This is a genomic window from Microvirga zambiensis WSM3693 (genome assembly GCF_016735695.1).
Classification (GTDB): domain Bacteria; phylum Pseudomonadota; class Alphaproteobacteria; order Rhizobiales; family Beijerinckiaceae; genus Microvirga; species Microvirga zambiensis.
Genome location: NZ_JAERQD010000099.1, coordinates 1 through 14,155, shown reverse-complemented (window position 1 = coordinate 14,155; position 14,155 = coordinate 1). Strand labels below are relative to the sequence as shown.

Genomic DNA, 14,155 nt, shown 5'->3' with positions numbered 1-14,155 from the left:
ACCGTGAGAAGCTCCAGGAGCGTCTCGCCAAGCTCGCAGGCGGCGTCGCGGTGATCCGCGTCGGCGGCGCGACCGAGATCGAGGTGAAGGAGAAGAAGGATCGTGTCGACGACGCGCTCCATGCCACCCGCGCTGCGGTGGAAGAGGGCATCGTCCCCGGCGGCGGCACGGCTCTGCTGCGCGCCAAGGGCGCCGTTGCGAAGCTCTCCAGCGACAACCCGGACGTGACAGCAGGTCTCAGCATCGTCCTGCGCGCTCTTGAGGCGCCGATCCGCCAGATCGCCGAGAATGCTGGCGTCGAAGGCTCGGTCGTGGTCGGCAAGATCAACGACAACACGAAGTCCGACACCTTCGGCTTCAATGCCCAGACGGAAGAGTACGTCGATCTGCTTCAGGCCGGCATCGTCGATCCGGCGAAGGTCGTCCGCACGGCCTTGCAAAACGCGGCGTCAGTGGCAGGCCTGCTCGTCACGACCGAGGCCATGGTTGCCGACGCTCCGAAGAAGGAGGCCGCTCCGGCCATGCCGGGTGGTATGGGCGGCGGCATGGGTGGCATGGACTTCTAAACCCTTCTCTCATCGTCCCATAGGAAAGGCTCCGGATCACTCCGGGGCCTTTTTCTTTTGGATCTGACGGTGACACGCTCATCGTTCGGAAGGCGCGAGTGATCGAGCAATCATCAAGTCGTGTCGGCACATTCGCTGAGGCCGTCAGCATGCCTGGTGACAGACCGCCGCCGCACCGTCGGGATCAGTAGCGCCGTCCAAGCGCCCAGTCCCCACCTCATCAAGGACATCAAACGCGCGGTTGGTCAGGCGGCGCGGACCGGCGAGCATCCCCTCCTCGTGCTCCACAACGTCGGGCTGGGGGCGGGGGAAGGCACCTCACGGTATTGGCCGAATGCGTCGATCAGCTCGTCAGCCAGCCAGTCCCGCTGTGGCACGATCGGCGGCGTGTTTGTCGGCGGCATCGGGCGCATGTCATGCCTCGCTTCGACGGAGCGGCGGTTTTCAGGCGGCAGGATATCCTCGACCCGGCTCAGGGCTACGGACTGCGACTGAGGCAGCGCGACCCGGTAGCCGAACTCCCCCGCGACGCCCGCCAGGTTCTGGACTGCTGCCCAGCCCGCCTCCAGGCCATGGCAGATACTGAAGTACAAGGCATGGAAGCTGGTGTTCCGACGGATGGTCTCGCGGCTGTCCTTGGTGGAGAACGGTGCGAGATAAAACGCCATGATGCGCCCGTTCTTCTCGGCCACGATCGCCGGCTTGGTTCGCGAGCAGTAAACATACCCATTCTCCTCGCTGAGCTCTCTGCGCCCTGCTGAACTCGCATGAAAGGTCTTTACCCGGGTCTGCATGAGCGTGCCCTCCCCTCCCTTGGCCAGAGGAGAGGCCGTCAGGATGGCGAACTCGTCGCAACCATCAGGGCGGCAGAGCCCGCGGATAAGATCGGATCGATCATAGCTCTGCGCGAGGGCCGGAGCGGAGAGAAGGGCTATGAGGGCAATGATAGGTCGGAGCATCAATGGCCTTGCGGGGTCGGATGGTTAACGAAGCGTCACCACCGGGGTCGCGCACGAATGTGTCGAATTCAGACCAAGCTGCCTTGTTCGAGATCAAGGACGTGGCGGTGGCGGGCAAGGGTGGCCGGACAAACCAATGGCAGGTGCGTAATGGCGCCGTTCGACCTGTTCATTGGCTACTCAGTCCAGTTGGTGTGCCCTGCAGCAAGAATCTCTAACGCCATCTCGCCGGCTGCTCGCGCAGCCTCAAACCCTTCCGGCGATGGTGCAAATGACCTCAGCGGCAGAAACCCGTCAACGCCGCCCAGCAAGACCAGCATGATGTGTCCGTCAGCATGGCCCTGCTCCTGCACGAGGGAGAGCATGAGGCCGCCGATCTCGCCAAACGCATGCTTCTCATCAAAGTGGAATGTCTTTGTCTCCACACGCTGTGGGAAGGCAATCACCTCTGCCACGTCTCCTCCTCCCCACCGGCCTCACGGATCTGAGCGTCTCCGAGCCATCTCTGAGCCTCTTCAAGGCTGGCAAACGCATGCTCGATCTTGGTGAAGGGAGCGGGTCTCTCCCCTGGGGGCAAGTCGAGCAACAGTTCCGCCGTCCAGGTCGCAGATTCAGATTCTTCACTGCGCACGAGGCTGGCGACGATCACACCGTTGAGCAGCACGTCGTAGCTACCAGGAGCAAGCCGGGAGAGTGTGTAGGCCATTCTGAACATTCTGAAGAGGACGAGGCCAGAAGCAAGGATGGTAGAGAATGTAGCGGACCATGCGTCCGAACAGAAGCCCTGCCCGCCCCCTCACCTTCGAGAATAGTTTCCAGCAGCGCAATGGAGAGGATGCTCAATATGTCCTCCACTGTCGTAATCTTGCCGCGCTGGGCTAGATCGTAGCGGGTGAAGAGCAGATGCTTGCCGACGCGTGGGCGCTTCACGAAGCTCAGACTGAGTCGATAATCCTGACAAGGGTCATGGAGTAGGGATGAAGCCTCATGGCACTGAGATCAGACACATCGACTGGGCTGATGCTGGGAACATGAGATCTTATGGCTATGGATGATGCCTTGACGGTCTTTCAGTGCGATGACAGCCTTTAGAAAGCGCGACGCCACTCCGAAGAACTCCACCACCATGATCAAGTCCGAATTGATCCAGAAGCTCGCTGAGCACGATCCGCATTTATTTCGCCAGGATTTCGAGAAGATCGTGGATGCCATCCTTGGCACCATTCGAGAGGGGCTTGCCCGAGGCGACCGGGTTGAGCTGCGTGGCTTTGGAACATTCACGCTGCGCAAGCATGCGGCTCGGATAGGTTGCAATCCACGCACCAAAGATCCGGTTTCTGTGTCAGAGAAACTCGTTCCTGCCTTCAAGGCTGCCAAGGAAATGCATCTGCGCCTCAATCCCACAGCGCTCCGGCACCAAAACAGAACAGCATCCAAGTCATCGATTGCTGCTGACATCGTTCGTTAGTTTGAGGCTTAAGTCTCTGTTGGTTCCATCACTATAAGAGCAAGCGCGAGCCATGACGATGGGATGTCAGTCTGCAACTCAAACGAACCCCAAGCCTGATAGCGCCTGCGGCCCGTCAACATTGGGATGGTACGCCCAGGATTCCTATTCGATCCGGTCGACCATAGGCTGCGTGATGAGGCAGACGCCGCTCTCGGTGCGCCGGAACCGCTGCCGATCCGTGTCCGGATCCTCTCCCACCACCAGCCCCTCCGGGATCCCCATGCTACGATCGACGACGACCTTGGACGGCCAGGCCGAGCGGGCGATCTCAGCCCCGGGCAGCACCACCGCTTCTTCCAGATGGGCGCCTGAATGAACACGCGCTCCGGTAAACAGGAGCGACCGCCGCAAGATCGCTCCTGACACGATGCAGCCGCTGGAGAGGATGCTGTCGATCTCCTCACCTTGTCCGGACCCATCCTGCGTCAGCTTGGCCGGTGGGGTGATCTCGGCGTAGGTCCAGATCGGCCAGTCCGTATCATAGAGATCCAAGCCCGGAGCCGCCTGGGTCAGATCGATGTTGGCCGCCCAATAGGCATCGAGCGTGCCGACATCGCGCCAGTAGGCCTCCGCCTCAGCGGACGACCGCACGCATGAATGCGTAAACCGGTGCGCGACCGCTTTGCCGTGCTCCACCAGGTATGGGTGATATCCTTGCCGAAGTCGCGACGAACCCGGCTCGGCAGCATCCCGGCGCAACTGCTCGAACAGGAACCTGGTGTTGAAGACGTAGATGCCCATGCTGGCGAACGCCAGGTCGGGCTTGTCCGGCATGCCGGGCGGGTCGGCGGGCTTTTCCAGGAACGAGACGATGCGGTCGGTCTCGTCAATGGCCATCACGCCGAAGCCGACGGCTTCCATGCGCGGCACCTCGAGACAGCCGACGGTCACATCGGCGCTCTGGCTCACATGCTGCTGGAGCATGAGCTCGTAATCCATCTTGTAGATGTGATCGCCGGCCAGGATCACGATGAACTCGGGATCATAGCTCTCGAGGATGTCGATGTTCTGATAAACCGCATCGGCCGTGCCTTCGTACCACATCGTCTCGGAGACCCGCTGGCTGGCCGTCAGGATGTCGAAGCTCTCGTTGCGCTCGGAGCGGAAGAAGTTCCAACCACGCTGCAGGTGGCGGATCAGGCTGTGGGCTTTGTACTGGGTGGCAACCGCAATGTGACGAATGCCAGAGTTGAGAGCGTTCGACAGGGCGAAGTCGATGATGCGGGACTTGGCCCCGAAGTAAACCGCCGGCTTGACCCTTTTGTCGGTGAGTTCCAGGAGGTGGCTGCCGCGCCCTCCGGCCAGAACATAGGCCATGGCACGGCGTGCGAGTGGGGCAGAGGCAGGGCTCATCGGCATCGGCATTCCTCCCATTCAGGCCGGGCTCTTCCCTCCCGGGCTCCTCGTCGGACCTCCGCGCCCGCTGTAGGATCTGGATGGGGCCAGATCAGCGATTGTCCCCTCAATCCTCCCTGCTCTGCCCTCGGCACCACATGCACGGTCTCGGAAGAGTGAGCCGGGTCGTCGCCTTACCTCCGAAGCGCTATGACCTTTCATCCTGCTCCACAGGCAAAGTGTTACCAAGGGGTTGATCCGAAGGGGGCAACGATGGCGAGGGTCATCCCCGGGTCGCCGCTCAAAAGTCTCACGGCATCGGCACGGCCGCTCCATCCTTGTTCGAGCAGGCGAGCATGCCCTCGAGATCGATGTAATGCCCGGCCCGGTCGCGCTTGGCAGCGAGATAGCTCACGTTCTCCGCCGTCGGGCGGCCAAGGACGCGATGGTCCGAGATCACCGAAAGACCCGCGTTCACGAGCGCCGCGATCTTTTCCGGGTTGTTCGTCATCAGGCGGACCGTGCCGATGCCGAGTTCCTTCAGCATCGTCGCGGCGAAGTCGAAGCGGCGCTGATCCGCCTCGAAGCCCAGAACCTCATCGGCATCGTAGGTGTCGTAGCCCTGCGACTGGAGCTTGTAGGCGCGGATCTTGTTGGCGATGCCGTTCCCGCGCCCTTCCTGGTCGAGATAGAGCAGGATGCCGCCCTCGTTTTGCGCCATGAAGCGCACGGTCTCGCGCAGCTGATCGCCGCAATCGCATTTCAGGCTGCCGAAGAGATCGCCGGTCAGGCAGGCGGAATGCAGCCGCACGGTGACGGGCTTGGACAGATCCGGCTTGCCGACCACGATCGCGACCTGGTCGCGCAGGCCCTCGCCGCCGCGGAACACCACGAATTCGCTCGTCGGCGCACCTTCCAACGGCACCGGCGCCCGGCTCACGATCTTCAGGCCCAGAGCCTGGGCCTGCCGGTACTCCCTGACCGCTGCGCCGGGCACACGCAGGAGGGACGGGTCGATCATGGCATCTTTCGCCACCGGCACGACGATGACGGCCGGCAGGACGAGAGACAGGCGGGCGAGTTCCAGCGCCTCCTCGTCCAGGGCGTCGGCGGGCCGAATCGGCGCATCGATGCGACCGTCGACCTTGAGCGCCAGATTTTCCACACGCGCCCGGTCGACCACCGGGAGAGCCACACGGCCGGGTCCCCCGCGATCGAGGCCGAGGCGGCGCAGCCGCGCCGCCGGCAGGACGAGATGGGCATGGCCCATCGAAACGGCATCGATCTCGGCCGCCACGTCCTCATCCAGATCCTCGACACCGATCACGAGCGCGCTGCCGGCCGCGCCGTCGATCACGACGGGACGGGCGCTGCGGAACTCCATGATCGCCCGCTCGACCAGGGTCGTGGCGGGATTGTCGGACAGGCTCAAGCTCAGGCGCATCATCGATAACTCATACAAGCAACCGCAGCGGGAGACGTTCGCCGCGGTGCGCTTCAGACACTTGATCTTCGAAGGGCTCTTCGCCGAGCAGTTCGATCCCGAAGCCGGAAAGGCCCACGTAGGATCTGCTCGAGGTCGCAAGGTTGCGGATCGAGGCGACGCCGAGGTCCTTCAGGATCTGCGCGCCCAGGCCGATCTCGCGCCACTGGCTCGAGCGCATGGCTTCCGATCCCGCCTCGTCGTGCTCCGAAAAACTCGTGGTCGGCACCCCCGCCGTTCCGTCGCGCAGATAGACGAGGACGCCCTTGCCCTCCTTGACGAAACGCTGCAGGGCCGCATTCACGGTCTTGCCGCCCTCGAACACGTCGGTGAGCGCGTTGGCGCGGTGCAGGCGCACCGGAATGTTCGCGCCGTCGCCGATCCGGCCATGGACCAGCGCGATATGCTGCACGCTGTCGAAGGGGGTCGAATAGGCATAGCCCGTGAACGGCCCCCACTGGGTCTCGACGGGAAACGTGCCGATGCGCTCGACGAGCTTTTCCCGCGCCTGGCGATAGGCGATGAGGTCGGCGACCGAGATGCGCTTGAGATCGTGCTTCTCGGCGAAGGCGTCGATCTGCACGCCCTTCATGACCGTGCCGTCGTCATTGGCGAGTTCGCAGATTACGCCGACCGGCGGCAGGTTCGCGAGCTTGCACAGATCGACGGCGGCCTCGGTGTGACCGGAACGCATGAGCACGCCGCCATCCTTGGCGATCAGCGGGAACACGTGGCCGGGGCGGACGAAATCGGTAGCGCCCATGTTGTGGTTGGCGAGCGCGCGCACGGTGTTCGAGCGCTGCTCGGCCGAGATGCCGGTGGTGAGCCCATGCTTCACATCGACGGTCACGGTGAAGGCGGTCCCGAGCGGCGCATCGTTCGAGGCGACCATCGGATCGAGCCGCAGGCGGCGGGCTTCCGCGACGGTGAGCGGGGCGCAGACGATGCCGCAGGTGTTGCGGATGATGAAGGCCATCTTCTCCGGAGTGCAGAGCGAGGCCGCGACGATGAGGTCGCCCTCGTTCTCGCGGTCGTCGTCGTCCGTGACGATGACGATTTCACCGCGAGCGAAAGCCTCGATGGCATCAGAGATCCTACGGTTGGAAATCCTGATATCTCCGTTCGAATTCTCTCCTACTGTCACGTCTCACCTGTCCCAATTGAGCTCGACGGCGGCCGCTGGTCCGGTCTGCGAACGATGCTTGGATAAGCCGGCCCAGCCTGTCCGGGAGTGACAGCCCGGGACAACCGTACGATCTCTTGAGCCAAGCTCTGACAGGCCGCCTGCGTCTCCTGGGTGAGCCCACTTTGCGTAAAGTGGGCGTTCTGCCCGTAAACAGTTCCGGGCACAGTGTGGGCGCGGAAGAAAGACAACAGGGGACGAAGCTGATGTTCAAGAGCGAGGAAGTGATGATCACTGCCGCCCGTGGCGATGAGCCCGACAACTTTCCCGGCCAGAGCATCATTCGGCAAAAGGTCGAACAGGTTTTTGAACGATCCCGTATAGCTCCCCCGATACATCGGCGAGCCGACCACATAGGCATCGGCAGCCACGACTTGATCGATCACCCGTCGCGTCTCGCCCTCATAAGCCTCAGGCGGGCGCCCATCGCACAGGATCGCTCCCGAAGACACGACCTCGAGCAACTCCGTCTCGACGTCCGCCTGTTGCGCCGCTGCGTCCAGCACCTGCTGAATCAGACGAGTTGTGCGGGAGCCCTGGCTCGGGCTCCCGCTGATACCCAGAAGCCGCATTACACCACCTTCCTGGTACTGGCCCGAGAACAGAGCCCTGGCAGCGCCGTCCGGCTGATGATTAGATCAACGACACCGAACTTTATTTCAGCGGGAAAGTGTGTCACGCGGGCCATCCTTATCAGCTCCAGGCATGCAGAGGCGGTTTGACGTCGTTGAGGTAGTAATTGCCGACGATGGCGTATTTCCAGCGCACCGGATCGTGCAGGGTATGGGTGCGGGCGTTGCGCCAGTGCCGGTCCAGGTTGTACTGGGCGAGCGTCGATCGTGTGCCCGCGAGCTCAAACAGCTTGTTTGTCGCCTGGATGGCAATCTCGGTGGTGAGGATCTTCGCTTCTGCAACCGCAATCTGGGCCTGGGCCACCGTCTGCTCGTTCGGCTCCGCCACCGCGCGGTCCACGGCGAGCCCAGCCCGGTCCAGAAGGGCCTCGGCCGCATTGGCCCGGACCGAGAGATCACCGATCGCCTGGATCGTGTAGGGATCCTGGGAGGCATGATCGAGCCCGCTGTCGACCCAAGCGCGCGACTTGGTCTTCACGAAGTCGACCGTGTCAGTGATGGCCGCCCGCGCGATGCCAAGATCAACCGCTGCCTGGATGATCTGGAAGATCGCGCCATCCGCGGTCGGCCGGTCGTAGCCCTTGTAGCCCGGAACGAGGTGGGTTTTGGGCACCTTGACGTTGTCGAGAATCACCGTGCCTGAGAGCGTGGTGCGCTGGCCGAAGCTCGACCAGTCGTCGATCACAGTCAGGCCGGGCGCGTCACGATTGGCAATGGCGTACCAGGCCCGACCCTCGTCATCGAGAGCGACGATCGGCACCAGATGAGCCAGCAGCGCACCGCTCGAGTAGAACTTGCGGCCATTGACCACGACGTGATCGCCAGCGTCCGTGAACTTCGTCTCGAAGTCGACCGCCCGCTTGGAGCCGAACTCGGAGAATGCGTTGCCGAACCGCGTGCCGGCGAGCACCTCAGCGAAAAGCTGCCGCTTCTGTTCCTCGTCCGAGACCGTGCGGATCGCAGCGACCACCCCGAGATGGTTCTGCGGGATCTGCCCTAGGGACGGATCGGCTTCCGAGATGATGGCGATGACGCGTGAGAGCGTCACGTACGACACCTCCGGTCCGCCATAGGCCTTGGGCACGTTGATCGACCAGAGGCCGCTTTGGGAGAAGGCATCGAGCTCGTCCTTGGGCCAGATTCGCTCCTGATCCCGCGCGGAGGCTCCGGTGCGGAACCGTGCTGCGAGATCCTGAGCGAGGGCAATCGCCTCCGCATCATCCCTGATGATGTGGGCCTTGCCCTTGGGCCGTTCGACCGGAGGCACCGGCTCACCGGTGCCGACAGGGTGCTTGGGCTGGAACGTCATGCGGCTGTCTCCTTGATGAGAGCTTGGGCGGAACGGTCGGTGCCGCCGAGATAGAAATCCTTGATATCGGCGCGGGCGCGCAATTCGGCTGCGCTGCCTTCGAGTACGCTCGTGCCGTGTTCGAGCACGGTGGCGCGGCCGGCATGTTTGAGGGCGACGGCGGAGTTCTGCTCCGCCACCAGGATCGAGAGCCCTTCATCCCGATTGAGTCGCTTGAGGGTCTCGAAGATCTCACGGACCACGAGCGGCGCAAGACCCATCGACGGCTCGTCGAGAATGAGGAGGCGCGGTCGTGACATCAGTCCCCGCCCGATGGCGGTCATCTGCTGCTCGCCACCCGAGGTCAAACCCGATGCGGTTCGGCGCTTTTCGGCCAGGCGCGGGAAAAGGGCATAGATCTTCTCCAGATCCGCGCGGGCTTCCGCGCGGGAGGAAGAGCGTCCCAGGGCACCCGTGAGGAGGTTTTCCTCGACCGTGAGCGAGCGAAAGCAGTGACGGCCTTCCAGGACGGAAACGAGCCCGCGGCGCACGAGGGACGCCGGCGACGAGCCCAGGACGTCAAGGCCGTCGAAGGCGATTGCCCCGGCCGTGACGGCTCCGCGCTCGGCCGGCAGAAGGTTGCTGATGGCCCTCAGCAATGTCGTCTTGCCGGCGCCGTTCGAACCGAGAAGAGCATGGATCTCTCCCCTGCCGACGGCGAGATCGACGCCATGGAGAGCCGCGATCGCGCTGTTATACATGGCTTCGACGCGCGTGACGGCGAGATAGCTGTCCTTGCCTGCTGTCATGATCTCTCCCACAGCTCATCGGCGGGAGCCGCGCGTCTGCGCGGCTTCCCCTAGGGTTGGCGATCAGTTGCTGGCCGCCTGGGCGTCTTCGCCGGTCCGGAGCTGGAGGCCCTTCTCGGCAGCATAGGCCTCCGACGACTTTTCGATGATGGGGCGCAGCAGGGCCCAGTCAGGCGCGATCCAGTCGGAGACGACGTTCCACTTGGCGCCGTCCCACTGCTGGAACGTCACGTAGCCGTCACCCTCGTGGTTCTTCCAGGTGACATTGATCGAGTGGAACAGGTCCTTGGCGCCGAGAGCCTCGACGCGGGCCGGATCGAGTTGCAGGTGCTCGAAGCCCCAGCGCACTTCATCACCGGTCAGGGTCCGGTTGCCGAATTTCTTCTGGGCGATGCGCACGGCCTCGACGTTCAGGATGCCGTTGACGATGCCGAGGTTGTGATAGACCGAGCCGATGCGCTTCTTGTCGTCGAGATTGCCCTTGCCGGCATCGTAGACGGTCTTCACGATCTCCTGGACCACCGGATACTTGGCACCGGAGGCCTGGGTGGTGATCGCCGTATACCCGACCGCCGCATCCGCCGCCGGAATCACGTCCTCCTCGGAGTTCGACCAGACGTTGCCGATAATCTTGGAGGCGGGGAATCCGGTCTTCTGCGCGGTCTTCAACGCCACCGGGTTCATGACGCCCCAGCCGCGCAGCACGACATAGTCCGGGCGCTCGCGCCGGATCTGCAGCCATTGCGCCTGCTGCTCGTTGCCGGGATGCGGAACCTCGATCTGGGACAGGGTGAAGCCGTACTTCTCAGCCAGGAGCTGATAGATCGGGATGGTTTCCTTGCCGTAGGGCGAGCCGTGATACAGCACCACGATCTTCTTGCCCTTCAGCTTGTCCAGCCCGCCTTCCTTGGCAGCCACGTAGTTCACGATGCCGGAGGTCTCGCTGTAGGGGTTGAGCAGCAGCGGGAACACATAAGGAAAGACCCGACCGTCGGTGGTGTCGGTGCGGCCGTGGTTGATGGTGATCAGCGGGGCCTTGTCCTGGGTGATGCGGTCAATCATGGCGTAGGCGATGCCGACCGAGAGCGGGTTCCAGGCCGCGATGCCGGGATTGCCCTTCAGGCGTTCATACACTTCGACGCCCTTCTCGACTTCATACTGGGTCTCACCCTCCGACCAGGTGAGTTTGACCCCATTCACGCCGCCATCGCGGGTGTTGATCAGATTGAGATAGTCGATGAAGCCACCAAAGAAACCGGTGCCGCCGGCGGCATAAGGACCGACGCGGTAGCTCTGCATCGGAAAGTGCTGCTCGTCGGCTTGTACAGCCGCCGTGCCCAGTGTGAGGGTAGCCGCAACGGCTACTCCGGCGATGCGGGAAAACAGTGTCATCGTATAGTCTCCTAGCTGTGTGGGTCAGGTTTGGTTGTGCAGTCTTGGGTCACGCACGCTGCCGGTTGGACCGAGTGGCCAAACGGTTGATGAGTTCGGAGAGACCCTTCGGCTCGAGGATCAGAAACAGGATGATCAACACGCCGAGGATGATGCGCTGGCTCATGTCGAGCACGCCCGAGTCGAACACGCCTCCGAACAAAAAGGCACCCGTCCGGGCAAGCACCAGCGGGAATACGACAATGAAGGCCGCACCGATGAAGGCGCCGCGGACGGTGGCCAACCCGCCGATGATGATGATGAAGAGGATCTGGAAGGAGCGATCGAGGTTGAAGCCTGCGGGCTCGACCGTGCGCAGATAGGTGAAAGCCCAGAGCGCCCCGGCGACCCCGATGATGAAGGAGGAGACGGCAAAGGCCAGCAGCTTGGTGCGCAGAACCGGCACGCCGATGACGCGGGCGGCCGTCTCGTTGTCGCGGACAGCGATCATGTTGCGACCGGCTGAGCCTTCGACCAGGCGCCAGACGAACAAGGTCAGGAGAGTGACGGTGGTGAGTGAGAACAGGTAGCGACCCGTCGCACTGTCGAAGGAAAAGCCCGCCACGATCAGTCGCGGGGCCGAGATCACGCCGGACGGGTTGTTGTTGGAGAACCAGCCGAACTTGGTCAGCACCCATTGGACGAAGAACTGAGCCGCCAGGGTCGAGACCGCAAGGTAGAACCCGCGCAGGCGCAGACTGGGCAGGCCGAACACGGTCCCGACAGCGGCCGTCGTCACCCCCGCCAGCACCAGCGACAGGGGGAGCGGCAGGCCACTGATGCGAAGATTGAGGTTGTAGGCCGCATAGGCTCCCACCGCCATGAAGGCGGCGGAGCCCAAGGAGAGCTGGCCGCAATAGCCGGTCAGAAGATTGAGGCCCACCGCCGCCAGGCTGAGCGCCAGGAACGGAAGAAGAATCGCCTCGAGCAGATAGGTGGTCGCGAAAGCGGGAACGAGGATATAGGCGGCCGCCAAAGCGAGAGCCGGCCACAGGAGCGTGCGGAGCGGAAACCGGCTGTCCGGCAGCGATATGGTTTGAGCAGCCATCGCCGTCAGACCCTTTCCACCAGCTTGGTGCCGAACAGCCCCGCAGGGCGAAGCAACAGGAACCCTAAGGCCAGCACATAGGCAAACCAGCCCTCGATGCCGCCGCCGACGAAGGGGCCGAGATACACTTCGGCGAGCTTCTCACCGGCGCCGACGATCAGCCCACCCACGATGGCGCCGAGGATCGAGTCGAAGCCGCCAAGCACCAGCACGGGAAGTGCCTTCAGGACGACGAGCGACAAGGAGAACTGCACCCCGAGCCGCGCGCCCCAGAGCAGACCCGCCACCAGCGCTACGAAGCCGGCCGCCGTCCAGACACTGCCCCAGATGCGGGACAGACGGAGACCGACGGCGAGCGCCGCGAATTGGTCGTCGGCAACAGCCCGGAAGGCGAGACCGATGCGGGTCCAGTAGAAGAAGGCTGAGAGCCCGGCGACCATGGCTGCTGCGATCCCTGCAGCGGCCAGGTCGAAGGTCGAGATGAAGATACCGGCGATCTCGAAGGGAACGTCGGAGATGCCGAGATCGAGACCGTGAACCTGGGTGCCCCAGACGAGCTGAGCGGCCCCTTCGATGATGTAGGACAGGCCGAGGGTCGCCATGAACAAGGTCATGGGCGAACGGTTCACGAGCGGCCGCAGCACTGAGCGCTCGATCGCAAAGCCCAGAGCCACCATGATCAGCAGCGTCAGACCGATGGCGAGCGGAACAGCCAGACCGCGCTCGACCAGGCTGACGAAGGTCAGCGCCGCGAACAGCAGCATGGCGCCTTGCGCGAAATTGAGCACGCCCGAGGTCTTGTAGATCAGCACGAAGCCGATCGCGACGAGGGAGTACATCACGCCGGACAACAGTCCGCCAATCAGGACCTCGACGAAGAAGAGAAGATCATAGACTTCCATCAGACAAGGTCCTCGTCGTCGGTGCTGCCGATATAGGCGCGGATAACCGCCGGATCGGATCGAACCGCGTCGGGTGTTCCGTCCGCAATCTTGCGGCCATAGTCGAGCACGGCGACGTGATCGGAGAGGTCCATGACAACACCGATGTCGTGCTCGATCAGGATGACAGTGAGACCGTAGCGCTGGCGGGCAGAGCGGATGAGGCCGGCCATCTCCTGCTTTTCCGTCGCCGTCATGCCGGCCATCGGCTCATCGAGCAGCAGGAGCTTCGGCTCGGCGACAAGGGCGCGGGCGAGCTCGACCCGCTTCTGCAGGCCATAGGGCAAGGTCGAAACCAGCCGCTCGCGGTGCGGGTCAAGATCGAGAAAGGACAGCATGGCCTCGACACGCTCGCCAATCTCACGATCCTCACGCCGCGAACGGGGGAGGAGTAAGAATTGCTCGAGAACGCCGGCGCGTCGGGTGTGAGTGAGGCCCGCGCTGACGTTATCGCGAACGGACAGCCCGCCGAACAGCGCCAGGTTCTGAAACGTCCGGGCGACGTTAAGTTGAGCCAGGCGTTCCGACCGGATCTGGCCAAACGTCTGCCCGTCGAGCCGAATGCTTCCTCGGTCGGGCTTATACAAGCCGCTGACCACGTTGATGAGAGAGGACTTCCCGGCGCCGTTGGGGCCGATCACCGAGCAGATTTCCCCGTGACGCACGGTGAGACTGACATCCGTGAGGGCTGCAACACCGCCGAAGGTAACGCCGATGTCCGACAGCGTCAGGATCGCCTCATCGGGCGCCATCACGGCACGCCATGCCGGGCTGCTGTCGAGCCGCGTGATGGTGCGCTCTTCTTTGAACGGTAGGCGCAGCCTCCCGGCTGCGGCCACTCCAGCGGAAGTGCCCGGCATGATCGTCCCCGATACTGCGTGTGTTATGCAGCCCCTAGTGTTGTGACTCTAACGCTTGTTTCGCACGGGCGACCTTTTGCAGGATAGCTGAGGCCGAGGCGGTCCAGACA

Annotated in this window: 15 protein-coding genes; 2 read left to right on the top strand and 13 right to left on the bottom strand. The window is 63.3% G+C overall.

What is annotated here, in order from left to right:
* Positions 1 to 566: TCP-1/cpn60 chaperonin family protein (locus tag JKL46_RS32155; protein ID WP_281400196.1), on the top strand; the 566-nt coding region annotated here is incomplete at its 5' end.
* Between the two features lie 245 nt (positions 567 to 811).
* On the opposite strand, the gene JKL46_RS32150 is transcribed toward JKL46_RS32155, so the two are convergent.
* The 3 genes from JKL46_RS32150 to JKL46_RS32140 all read right to left on the bottom strand — a co-directional run bounded on the left by JKL46_RS32150 (position 812) and on the right by JKL46_RS32140 (position 2,231).
* The gene (locus JKL46_RS32150) at positions 812 to 1,525 is read right to left on the bottom strand and encodes a hypothetical protein (protein WP_201842309.1); all 714 of its coding nucleotides are present in this window, start codon (positions 1,523 to 1,525) and stop codon (positions 812 to 814) included.
* Between the two features lie 176 nt (positions 1,526 to 1,701).
* A complete protein-coding gene (locus tag JKL46_RS32145; protein ID WP_201842307.1) occupies positions 1,702 to 1,980 on the bottom strand; it encodes a hypothetical protein in 279 nt (92 codons plus the stop codon).
* Positions 1,968 to 2,231, bottom strand: a complete 264-nt coding sequence (locus tag JKL46_RS32140) for a hypothetical protein (protein WP_201842305.1) — start codon at positions 2,229 to 2,231, stop codon at positions 1,968 to 1,970. The genes JKL46_RS32145 and JKL46_RS32140 overlap by 13 nt, the downstream gene beginning before the upstream one ends.
* Positions 2,232 to 2,651: 420 nt before the next feature.
* Here JKL46_RS32140 and JKL46_RS32135 point away from each other — a divergent pair, with 420 nt between their 5' ends.
* A complete protein-coding gene (locus JKL46_RS32135) occupies positions 2,652 to 2,993 on the top strand; it encodes an HU family DNA-binding protein (RefSeq protein ID WP_201842303.1) in 342 nt (113 codons plus the stop codon).
* A 144-nt stretch (positions 2,994 to 3,137) separates the two neighbouring features.
* On the opposite strand, the gene glgC is transcribed toward JKL46_RS32135, so the two are convergent.
* The 10 genes from glgC to JKL46_RS32085 all read right to left on the bottom strand — a co-directional run bounded on the left by glgC (position 3,138) and on the right by JKL46_RS32085 (position 13,937).
* On the bottom strand, positions 3,138 to 4,394 hold the full coding sequence (gene glgC / locus JKL46_RS32130) for a glucose-1-phosphate adenylyltransferase (RefSeq protein ID WP_425493340.1): 1,257 nt from the start codon (positions 4,392 to 4,394) through the stop codon (positions 3,138 to 3,140).
* 286 nt (positions 4,395 to 4,680) lie between these two features.
* A complete protein-coding gene (gene ribA / locus JKL46_RS32125; protein WP_201842313.1) occupies positions 4,681 to 5,814 on the bottom strand; it encodes a GTP cyclohydrolase II RibA in 1,134 nt (377 codons plus the stop codon).
* A gap of 10 nt (positions 5,815 to 5,824) precedes the next feature.
* Positions 5,825 to 6,997, bottom strand: coding sequence for a 3,4-dihydroxy-2-butanone-4-phosphate synthase (gene ribB / locus JKL46_RS32120; protein WP_425493339.1), 1,173 nt, complete (start codon positions 6,995 to 6,997; stop codon positions 5,825 to 5,827).
* Positions 6,994 to 7,608 carry an NAD(P)H-dependent oxidoreductase gene (locus tag JKL46_RS32115; RefSeq protein ID WP_201842301.1) on the bottom strand — a complete coding sequence of 205 codons (615 nt, stop codon included), beginning with the start codon at positions 7,606 to 7,608 and terminating at the stop codon, positions 6,994 to 6,996. Before JKL46_RS32115 ends, ribB begins: the two co-directional genes overlap by 4 nt.
* Positions 7,609 to 7,729: 121 nt before the next feature.
* Complete coding sequence (locus JKL46_RS32110) at positions 7,730 to 8,977, bottom strand: SfnB family sulfur acquisition oxidoreductase (protein WP_201842299.1); 1,248 nt, start codon at positions 8,975 to 8,977, stop codon at positions 7,730 to 7,732.
* Entirely contained in the window at positions 8,974 to 9,765 is a 792-nt protein-coding gene (locus JKL46_RS32105) for an ABC transporter ATP-binding protein (protein WP_201842297.1), read from the bottom strand. Before JKL46_RS32105 ends, JKL46_RS32110 begins: the two co-directional genes overlap by 4 nt.
* A 63-nt stretch (positions 9,766 to 9,828) precedes the next feature.
* Complete coding sequence (locus tag JKL46_RS32100) at positions 9,829 to 11,157, bottom strand: ABC transporter substrate-binding protein (RefSeq protein WP_201842295.1); 1,329 nt, start codon at positions 11,155 to 11,157, stop codon at positions 9,829 to 9,831.
* Between the two features lie 49 nt (positions 11,158 to 11,206).
* A complete protein-coding gene (locus JKL46_RS32095) occupies positions 11,207 to 12,244 on the bottom strand; it encodes a branched-chain amino acid ABC transporter permease (protein WP_201842293.1) in 1,038 nt (345 codons plus the stop codon).
* 5 nt (positions 12,245 to 12,249) lie between these two features.
* Positions 12,250 to 13,146: a branched-chain amino acid ABC transporter permease gene (locus tag JKL46_RS32090; RefSeq protein ID WP_201842291.1), complete on the bottom strand. Its 897-nt coding sequence runs from the start codon at positions 13,144 to 13,146 to the stop codon at positions 12,250 to 12,252.
* On the bottom strand, positions 13,146 to 13,937 hold the full coding sequence (locus JKL46_RS32085) for an ABC transporter ATP-binding protein (protein ID WP_246529682.1): 792 nt from the start codon (positions 13,935 to 13,937) through the stop codon (positions 13,146 to 13,148). Before JKL46_RS32085 ends, JKL46_RS32090 begins: the two co-directional genes overlap by 1 nt.
* Positions 13,938 to 14,155: the final 218 nt, after the last annotated feature.